General features: G+C 72.3%; 5 protein-coding genes. 3 read left to right on the top strand and 2 right to left on the bottom strand.

From position 1 onward, the window contains the following. On the bottom strand, positions 1-412 hold a 412-nt coding region (locus ABZ070_RS32560), incomplete at its 3' end, for an ABC transporter substrate-binding protein (RefSeq protein WP_356639189.1). Between the two features lie 622 nt (positions 413-1,034). Here ABZ070_RS32560 and ABZ070_RS32565 point away from each other — a divergent pair. Both ABZ070_RS32565 and ABZ070_RS32570 read left to right on the top strand, forming a co-directional pair. Beyond that, the gene (locus ABZ070_RS32565; RefSeq protein WP_356639191.1) at positions 1,035-4,517 is read left to right on the top strand and encodes a phosphodiester glycosidase family protein; all 3,483 of its coding nucleotides are present in this window, start codon (positions 1,035-1,037) and stop codon (positions 4,515-4,517) included. 163 nt (positions 4,518-4,680) lie between these two features. After that, positions 4,681-6,891: a SpoIIE family protein phosphatase gene (locus tag ABZ070_RS32570; protein ID WP_356639193.1), complete on the top strand. Its 2,211-nt coding sequence runs from the start codon at positions 4,681-4,683 to the stop codon at positions 6,889-6,891. Positions 6,892-7,003: 112 nt separating this feature from the next. Here the strand turns inward: ABZ070_RS32570 and ABZ070_RS32575 are convergent, their stop codons facing one another. Then, positions 7,004-8,062 carry an enoyl-CoA hydratase/isomerase family protein gene (locus ABZ070_RS32575; protein ID WP_356639197.1) on the bottom strand — a complete coding sequence of 353 codons (1,059 nt, stop codon included), beginning with the start codon at positions 8,060-8,062 and terminating at the stop codon, positions 7,004-7,006. Positions 8,063-8,258: 196 nt separating this feature from the next. Here ABZ070_RS32575 and ABZ070_RS32580 point away from each other — a divergent pair, with 196 nt between their 5' ends. Continuing rightward, positions 8,259-9,425: a serine hydrolase domain-containing protein gene (locus tag ABZ070_RS32580; protein ID WP_356639195.1), complete on the top strand. Its 1,167-nt coding sequence runs from the start codon at positions 8,259-8,261 to the stop codon at positions 9,423-9,425. Positions 9,426-9,666: the final 241 nt, after the last annotated feature.

Consider the following 9,666-nt stretch of genomic DNA (forward strand, 5'->3'; position numbering starts at 1 on the left):
TGCCGATCAGGTCGCGCGGGGAGCGCAGGAGGCTGGACCGGGTGACGTAGAAGCCGTTGTAGGCGGCCTTGTCGGAGCCGTAGTAGCTGATGACGGCCTTGACGGGCGCCTTGCGGGCGGCGAGCTTGACGACGGCTCCGTTGAAGGCGCCGCCGAAGTCGATCTGGCCGGAGGCGGCGGACTGGATGTCCTGCGGACCGCTGGTCGTGTTGCCCACCCACTCCAGCTTCAGATCCTCCAAATAGCCGAGCTCGGCGGCGAGTTCGGCCGGAGTGACCTGACCGGCCCAGCCCTGGTAGCGCAGCGTCGTGGTGTTCCGCGTGCCGCTTCCGCTCGCCGTGCCACAGCCGGCGACCGCCAGTGCGGAAAGGCCGGAGAGCGCAAGAAAGCCGCGTCGGGATATGTGGTGCACGTCGAATTCCTTCAATGGCTGCGCAAGGACCGCACAACGCGGAGGCGATGCAATCCGAGCAGGGGGCGGTAATTCGGGGGAATGGGAAAGGTGAACGGGCAGGAACGGTTGAACCGGAATCCTGCTCGGTGTCGTCGCGCCGCCGCGACGGCGTACCCGCCCCGCGCCCGGCCGAACGCCCGACGGCCCCGAGGGCAACGGGTGTCGGCCCTGTTCAGGGCTGCATGTGTACGGGGAGAGGAGTCAGCGGTGCGCGCTTCAGCGGCCGGCGGCACAGAGTGCGCTGGCGTGACGTCGCAGATCGACGTGCAGGCGCGATACGAGAATCTCGGCTTGACTCACGAAAGAGAGACTGGCAGTCAATTCCGGCCGCGTCAATATCCGATGGGCAACGTCTCGCATCGTGAATTGTTTCAGATTTCTTGCGCCGAACGGCGGGGGCGACACACACGGTCGGCGTGGTGACAACGGAGTCGGGAGGCAGGTCGCGCCAGGATGATCAGGACGTTCGCTGTTACTCCGTCCTTCACTCCGACCCTCTGGCGCGATCCTCCCCGCACGGCGATGCTGTCCGCCGACAGCGCTTACTACGTGCTCAACCAGCCGTCCTTCAGGAGAACTTGTGGGCCTTGGCAGAGCAAGACACACCGTCGTGCTGGTCGCGGCGCTCTCCGCACTCACGGCAGGGGCCACCGCCCCCGCAGTCGCCGATCCCCCACCCGTCCCGCCGCCGCGGAAGTCCGCCGAGATACTGCGACCCATCGCCCCGCCGCCCGCCAGCGACTCCGGCAGCGGCCAGGTCGCGGTCGCCGACCCTGACGGCATCGAGACCGCCAGAAGCTCACGGCCGATCGCCCCCGGCGTCCGGCTCACCTCGTACGACCGGCTCGAAGCCGACAAGTGGCTGCGTGTCGACACGCTCGCCGTCGACCTCGGCGGCAGCGGGATACAGGCCGACTACCTGTCGTCCGGCAAGGTCGCCGACCGACGCAGCGTTTCCGAACTCGCCGCCCACCACGACCCGGGCGAGGGCAGGCGCACCGTCGCCGCCGTCAACGCCGACTTCTTCGACATCAACCAGACCGGCGCCCCGCTGGGCCCGGGCATCAAGGACGGCGCCCTCACGCACTCACCCGCCCCCGGCGCAGGCCGCGCCGTGGGAATCGGACCCGACGGGGCGGGCCGCGTCCTGCAGTTGTACTTCGACGGCACACTCACCGTCCCCGGCGGGCAGCACGCTCTCGGCGCGTACAACGCCGCCAACGTCCCCGCGGGCGGCATCGGCGCCTACACCTCGGCCTGGGGCGAGGCCGACCGGGCCCTCACCGTCGACGCCGCGACCCCCGTCGCGGAGGCCGTCGTACGCGACGGCAAGGTCGTCACCGTGCTCGACCGGCCCGGTACCGGCCCCATTGAGGCCGGCGCCACCGTGCTCGTCGGCCGCGAGGCGGGGGCGGCCGTCCTCTCGGCGCTGCGGCCCGGCGATCCGGTCGAGATGGCGTACCGGCCGCGCACGGACGGAGGGCCGGTGCCGCGCACGGCCGTCGGCGGCCGCGAACTCCTCGTCGTCGACGGCGTCGCGCAGAACCACGACGGCACCGGCAACAACACCGCCGCGCCGCGCACCGCCGTCGGATTCTCCGCGGACGGCCGCGCGATGCAGATCATCACCGTCGACGGCCGGCAGGCCGACAGCGGCGGAGTCACCCTCACCGAGCTCGGCCTGATGATGGTGAAGGCCGGCGCGCACAACGCCCTCAACCTCGACGGCGGCGGCTCTTCGACGCTCGTCGCCCGCGAACCGGGCAGCGACACACTCCACGTGGAGAACAGCCCCTCCGACGGCAGCGAGCGCGAGGTTCCCAACGGCCTCGCCCTGACCGCTCCCGAGGGCAGCGGCAAGCTGCGCGGCTACTGGGTCGAGACCCAGGTCCCGGCGGCGGACGCGCCCACGGTTGACCCGGTCAAGGGAGGCCACCCGGAACGGGTGTTCCCCGGCCTGACCCGACGACTGACCGCCGCGGGCTACGACGAGACGTACGGTCCCGCCGCCGGTGACCCGCGCTGGCGCTCCCTGCGCCCCTTTGTCGGCAGTGTCGACCCCGACGGCGTCTTCCGGGCGCGGCGCAGCGGAACGACCGACATCCGTGCCGAACGCGCCGGCGCCCACGGCGGCATCCGGCTCACCGTCCTCGACGACCTGGCTCGCATCGAGCCGACCACTCGCCGCGTCTCACTCGCCGGCCCGGACGCCGCCGGCAGCTTCGGCATCCTGGGCCTCGACGCCCAGGGCAACAGCGCGCCGATCGAGCCCGGCGACGTACGACTCGACTACGATCACGCCCTGTTCGACATCCGCGACGACGGCAGAGGCTCGTTCACCGTCAGCGCGCGCACCGGAGGAAGCACGGCCGGCCGGATCACCGCGACCGCCGCGGGTGTGACCACGACCCTCGCCGTGAGCGTCGGCCTCGCCGAACAGGCGGTGACCGGATTCGACGACGCGGCGTCCTGGACCTTCAGCCAGGCCCGCGCGAGCGGCTCCGTCGCGGCGACCCCGGACGGACACGACGGCACCGGCCTCCAACTCACCTACGACTTCACACAGTCGACCGCGACCAGGGCCGCGTACGTCAACCCGCCGCAGCGGATCGCCGTCGACGGGCAGCCGCAGTCCTTCACGATCTGGATCAAGGGCGACGGCAACGGAGCCTGGCCCACCCTGCACCTCAAGGACGCCGCCGGGTCCGACCAGCTGCTGCGCGGGCCCTACATCACCTGGACCGGCTGGCAACAGGTGAAGTTCCTCGTGCCGCAAGGTGCTGCGACGCCGCTGTCCGTCCACCGGTTCTATCTCGCGGAGACCGCCGCGAACAGGCAGTACACCGGGCAGATCGTCATTGACAGCCTCGACGCGCAGGTGCCGCCCGCGGTCGACCTGCCGGAACCACCGGCCGTCGTCGACCCGCTCATCGACCCCGCGGCCACGACAGAGCGGCGGGACTGGCAATTCGCGGTGATGTCCGACGCGCAGTTCGTCGCCCGTGCCCCCGACAGCCCGATCGTCGCGCAGGCCCGGCGGACCCTGCGGGAGATCAGGGCGGCGCGGCCCGACTTCCTCGTGGTCAACGGCGACCTCGTCGACGAGGGCTCACCCGCCGACCTGGCGTTCGCACGGCGCGTGCTGACCGAGGAGCTGGGGGACGAACTGCCCTGGTACTACGTGCCCGGCAACCACGAGGTGATGGGCGGGGAGATCGACAACTTCGTCGCCGAATTCGGCCCCGCCCACCGCACGTTCGACCACCGCGGCACCCGATTCATCACCCTCGACACGTCCAGCCTGAGCCTCCGCGGAGGCGGCCTCGACCAGATCGTGCAACTCCGCGCACAGCTCGACGCGGCGGCCGGCGACCCCCGCGTCGGATCCGTCATGGTGATCGAGCACGTCCCGCCACGGGACCCCACCGTCCAGCAGGGCAGCCGGCTCGGCGACCGGAAGGAGGCGGCACTGCTCGAGGACTGGCTGGCGGAGTTCCGCCGCACGACGGGCAAGGGCGCGGGGATGATCGGCAGCCACGTCGGCGTCTTCCATGCCGCCCACGTGGACGGCGTGCCTTACCTCGTCAACGGCAACTCGGGCAAGACCCCTGCCGGGCCGGCCGACGAGGGCGGCTTCACCGGCTGGTCGCTCGTGGGCATCGACGGCATCTCGCACGCCGAGCAGGCGGCCGCCCGCCGGGCGCCGTGGGAGGCACGGCCCGACTGGATCTCCGTCCAGACCCGCACGCACGTCGACACGCTCCTGCTGGACGCGCCCGTCGTCCTGCGGCCGGGCGAGAGGGGCGATGCGCAGGCGACCGTCGTCCAGGGCACGCGACGCGTACCGGTGGCCTTCCCCGTCAGCGCCGACTGGACGGGCTCGCCGAACCTCCACATCGGCACGGCGGACTCCGCGCGGGGCCGCCACGTCGCGGCCTTCGACCCGGCCACGGGCCGCGTCACCGCGCTGCGCGCGGGCGCGTTCACCCTGGCGGTGACGGTCAACGGCACGACGACGGAGGTGCGCACGAGCGTGGTGACCGCCCGCGACCGGGCGGCGTGAGCCGGAACCGTCAGGGAAGGGGCGCGCTCCTTCCCTGACGGTTCCGGGGCCGCTTGCACGGAAGCGCCCCGGGCAGGGCAAGGGCCAGGGCACCGCCTTCGTCGTGCGGGATGCGCCCGCAGCGGGCAGCCTTGACCGTGAGCTGTGCGGAGGAGGTGGTCCCATGTCCGATCAGGTCGCCTCCGGCTCCGCACCACCGGACGGAGGGGGCGAGGGCTCTCACCCCCTCCTCTCGCTCGCACTCGCCGGGATGATGGACGACGTCCAGGCCCACTCGGGTGCCATCTACCTGCTGTCGGAGGTTCGGCAGGTGCTCGAGATGGCGGTCATGGCCGGCCTGCCGCGCGCCTTCGCGGCACCCTGGGAGCGCGTCGCGCTCACCGCGCCCCTCCCCGTCGCCGAGGCCGTCCGCGATCGGCGGCTCATCTGGGTTCCCGGGGAGGACGACATGGCCAGGCGGTACCCCCGCATCTCCGTCGTCCTGCCCTACCACTTCGCGCTCGCCGCGCTGCCCGTGGCCACGGCGGACAGGGTGTACGGCGCCGTCTTCGTCACGTGGCCCGGTTCGCACCCGCCGGAGATCTCGGCCGGGGAGCGGGCCCACCTGATCGCTGCCTGCGACCGCCTCGCGCTGCGGCTCCAGCGGGCGGCCGCGACGGGCCACGACGTCGTTCACGAGCCCGACTTCCTCGGCACAGCGGCGAGGGCGGGCACCCGCGGCGCCGTCGAGGCCGTGCAGATGGTGACCCGTGTCCCCGACGGCATGTGCGCTCTGGACGTCGACGGCCGGGTCACCTTCGCCAACGCGGCCATGGCGGAGCTGGTCGGTGCACAGGTGACCGAGCTGCTGGGCAGCACCCTGTGGACGACGCTGCCCTGGCTGAACGACCCGGCCATCGAGGACCGCTACCGCGCGGCCATGCTGAGCCAGCACAGCACGTCCTTCGTGGCGCTGCGCCCTCCGCAGGACTGGCTGCTGTTCCGGCTCCATCCCAGCAGGAGCGGCATCAGTGTCCAGGTCACCCCGGCCGACGCCACGGCGCAGGACACACCACTCGGGGCTCGGCGGGACGCGCCGCAGGACGTGCCGCCGGACGCGCCGGTGGTCGGGGGCCCCTGGGGCCGGCCCGTCCGCCTGGTGGCCATCTCCCAACTACTCGATCTGGCGAGCGCCCTGACGGAGGCCGTGGGTGTCTCCGACGTGGTCGAGCTGGTCGCCGACGAGATCATGCCCGCCGCCGGAAGCAGCGCTCTGGTCATGCTGGGGCCGGACGGCGGCCGGCTGCGGGTTCTTGGGCAGCGAGGCTACGACGATCCGAGGGTCGTCGACCGCTTCGACGGCATGCTGCTGACCGCCCGGACGCCCGGCGCGCATGCGCTGGCGACCGGCGTCCCGTCGTTCTTCGAGACGCGTGAGCAACTGGAGCGCCTGTACCCGGCGCGTGTCGCCACCCCGGACGGCATGGCCGCATGGGCGTATCTGCCGCTGATCGCCTCCGGGCGCCCCGTCGGCACCTGCGTCCTCGGCTACGCGCAGCCGCACAGGTTCAGCACCGACGAGCGGGCCGTGCTCACCGGTCTCGGCGGGCTGATCGCGCAGGCACTGGAGCGGGCCCGCCTCTACGACACGAAGCACCGTCTCGCCCACGGCCTCCAGTCCGCGCTGCTGCCGCACTCGCTGCCGAGGCTGCCCGGGCTCGAGGTCGCCGCACGCTATCTGCCGGGAACGCACGGCATGGACATCGGCGGCGACTTCTACGACCTGATGCGCGGCAGCGCCGAAGGAGACCTGTTCCGCGGGGCGGTGCACGCCGAGGCGGCCGCCGTCATCGGCGACGTACAGGGCCACAACGTCGCCGCCGCCGGCCTGATGGGGCAGGTACGCACCGCGGTGCGGGCGTACACCGCGGTCGGGCAGCCGCCCGGCAGGGTTCTGTCGAGTACCAACCGGCTGCTCATCGATCTCGACGCCGAACTGCTGGCCAGCTGTGTCTATCTGCATCTGGACCTGCCCCACCACCGTGTGCTGCTCGCCCGAGCGGGCCACCCGCAACCACTACTGCGCGATCCGGACGGCCGGGTCCACGTCCTCGACCTCACGGGCGGCCCCCTGCTGGGAATCGATCGGTCGTCGTTCTACCCGACCACCGGGATTCCGCTGCTGCCCGGGTCCGTGCTGGTGCTGTACACCGACGGGCTGATCGAGACGCCCGGCGCCGACATCGACGACGCCCTGGCCGAGCTGGCCGGACGGCTTGAGAGGGGAGCCGACCAGCCGCTGGAAGCGTTGGCGGACAGCCTGATCGGCGACCGTACCGAGGCGCCCACCCGCGGCGACGACATCGCGCTGCTGCTGCTCCGTCCCCCGCGATGACGGTTTCCCGCGGCGCGAGACGCGAGGCGCCGCCCTTGCGCAGCCGGGAGGCGCCGTCGGATATCGAGCCCCAGCCCGCGCGCCGCCCCCGCTCGCGGTCTGCGCGGCGCCGTCAGCCCTCGAGCCCCAGCCCGCGCGCCGCCCCCGGCTCGCGGTCTGCGAGGGGGGCGAAGTGCCGGGACACCTCGGCGTCGGTGACGTCCGAGAGGGCGGTCGGCGACCAGCGCGGACTGCGGTCCTTGTCGACGACCTGCGCGCGGATGCCCTCGACCAGGTCGTGCGAGGAGAGCGCCGCGCACGAGACGCGGAACTCCTGCTCCAGGACCGCCTCGAGCTTTCCCAGCGCCCTGGCGCGGCGGATCGCGGCGAGCGTCACCTTCACGGCGGTGGGGGAGCGCATGAGGATCGTCTCCGCGGCCGCCTTGGCGGCGGTCTCTCCGCAGGAGGACAGCCGGCCGACGATCTCCTCGGCCGTGTCGGCGGCGTAGCAGTGGTCGATCCAGTCGCGGTGTGCGGCCAGCTCCGCCTCGGGCGCCGCGGCCTCGTGGCGCCGTACCGCCTCGGCCGCGTGCACCGTGGCCAGGGACGCGGTGAAGTCGGCAAGCCGGTCGGAGGGCACGAAGTGGTCCGCGAGCGACAGCAGCAGAGCGTCGCCCGCACCGACCGCGTCGCCCGTCAGCGCAAGGTGCGTGCCCAGTTCACCGGGTGCCTGTGCCAGCAGGTGTGTGCCGCCGACGTCGGGGACGAAGCCGATCCCGGTCTCCGGCATGGCGACGGCGGATCGTTCCGTGACGATCCGCACGCTGCCGTGGGCGGACACACCGACGCCGCCGCCCATCACGATGCCGTCCATCAGTGCCACATACGGCTTCGTGCAGCGCGCGATACGTGCGTTGAGCCGGTATTCGTCCCGCCAGAAGTCCACCGACGCGCGCCCGCCGCCGCGGGCGTCGTCGTGGATGGCGCGGATGTCGCCGCCGGCGCACAGCCCGCGCTCGCCCGCGCCGGCGATGACCACGACGTCGATCGCCTCGTCACCTTCCCAGGCGTCGAGTGCGGCGTGGACGGCGCGCACCATCGGGTGCGTGAGAGCGTTGATGGCGCGGGGGCGATTGAGCGTGATGTACCCGGCGCGGCCCTCGGTGCGCAGGAGTACGGAGTCGTCGCCCAGCGCACCTGAGTTCTCGTGCGGCAGGTCCGGGTCGCCGAGGGCCATCGATTCGTCCTTCCGGTCAGGATCTTCCGGGTCCATCCTCGCTCACCCGCGAAGATGCGCAGCACGCCCCCTTCCCGGTCGGTCCGACCAGTCGGTATGTTCACTGGGGCCGGGTGGCGGGGCGGGACGAGGCGACGGAGGTTTGCCGGACATGGCGGAGCAACCCATCACGATCCAAGGCCACTGCGACGAGCGGTTCTCGGCGGTCCGTGCCGCCTTCGAGGAGAACTTCCGGGAGCGGGGAGAGCTGGGTGCCGCCGTGACCGTCCTGGTCGACGGCGAGAAGGCCGTCGACCTGTGGGGCGGCTGGGCCGACGGCACCCGGACCCGCCCCTGGGAGAGGGACACGCTGGTGAACGTGTGGTCCACGACCAAGGGTCCGACCGCGCTCTGCGCCCACTTGCTCGCCGACCGCGGTCTCCTCGACCTGGACGCGCCGGTCGCCCGCTACTGGCCCGAGTTCGCGGCGGCCGGCAAGGAGGGCGTCCTCGTGCGCCATCTGCTGTCCCATCGGGCGGGTCTCGCAGGATTGCGTGAGCCGCACTCGCTCGAGGAGTTCTACGACTGGGAGCTGACCTGCGCACGGCTTGCGGCCACAGAACCGTGGTGGGAGCCGGGCACACGCTCCGGCTACCACGCCATGACGTACGGGCACCTCGTCGGCGAGTTGCTGCGCAGGATCACCGGCCTCATGCCGGGCGAGTTCCTGCGGCAGGAGATCACCGGGCCGCTCGGGATCGACTTCACCATCGGCCTGCCGCGGGAGGAGGACCGGCGGGTGGCCGAACTGGTGCCTCCGTCGGCCGGCGAGCGCGGCGAACAGGCGGCACTCTTCGCCCAGTTGGAGCCCGTCGCGATCGCCGCCCTGGCCAATCCGGCCGTCGGGGCGGGGATCGCGAACTCGGTGGGCTGGCGAGCCGCTCAGATTCCCGCCGCGAACGGCCACGGCACGGCCCGCGCCGTTGCCGCGCTGTACGGAATCCTCGCGGGTCGCGGCAGGATCGGCGGCCACCGCGTCCTGACTCCGGAGGCGGCGGAGCGCGTGCGTGAGGGTCAGGGAGCCTGCCGTGACCTGGTGCTGGGGGCGGGCTTCGAGCGCGAGACCGAGGTCGGCCTCGGACTCTGGCTGAGTGGCAAGAACGGTTCGTACGGGCCCAATCCGAGGGCGTTCGGCCACGACGGCTTCGGCGGCTCGTGCGGTCTCGCCGATCCCGAGTCGGGGATCGCCATGGGGTACGTCATGAACCGCATGGGCCCGCACATCGCGGACGACCCGCGCAAAATGGCCCTCATCGACGCCGTGTACGCCGGCCGATAGCCCACACGGCCACGGCCCGTCCGGCACCCACCACGGCACGGCCCTTCCGGATTCTTGCAACACGTTCTACTGTGTGCGCCGCCGCGCAGGGACGGACCGTGAGACGCCTGGAGGGGCCGTGCACCTTCAATACACACCGCAGCAGGTGCGGTTCGCGAACATCCTCGGGCCGTGCGCGGACTCGCCGCTCGCCGAGTTCTTCGCCCTGCCGGTGATGCCCACCGTCTTCGGCTACGACCCG

It is taken from the genome of Streptomyces sp. NPDC006283, from assembly GCF_040613325.1.
GTDB lineage: Bacteria > Actinomycetota > Actinomycetes > Streptomycetales > Streptomycetaceae > Streptomyces.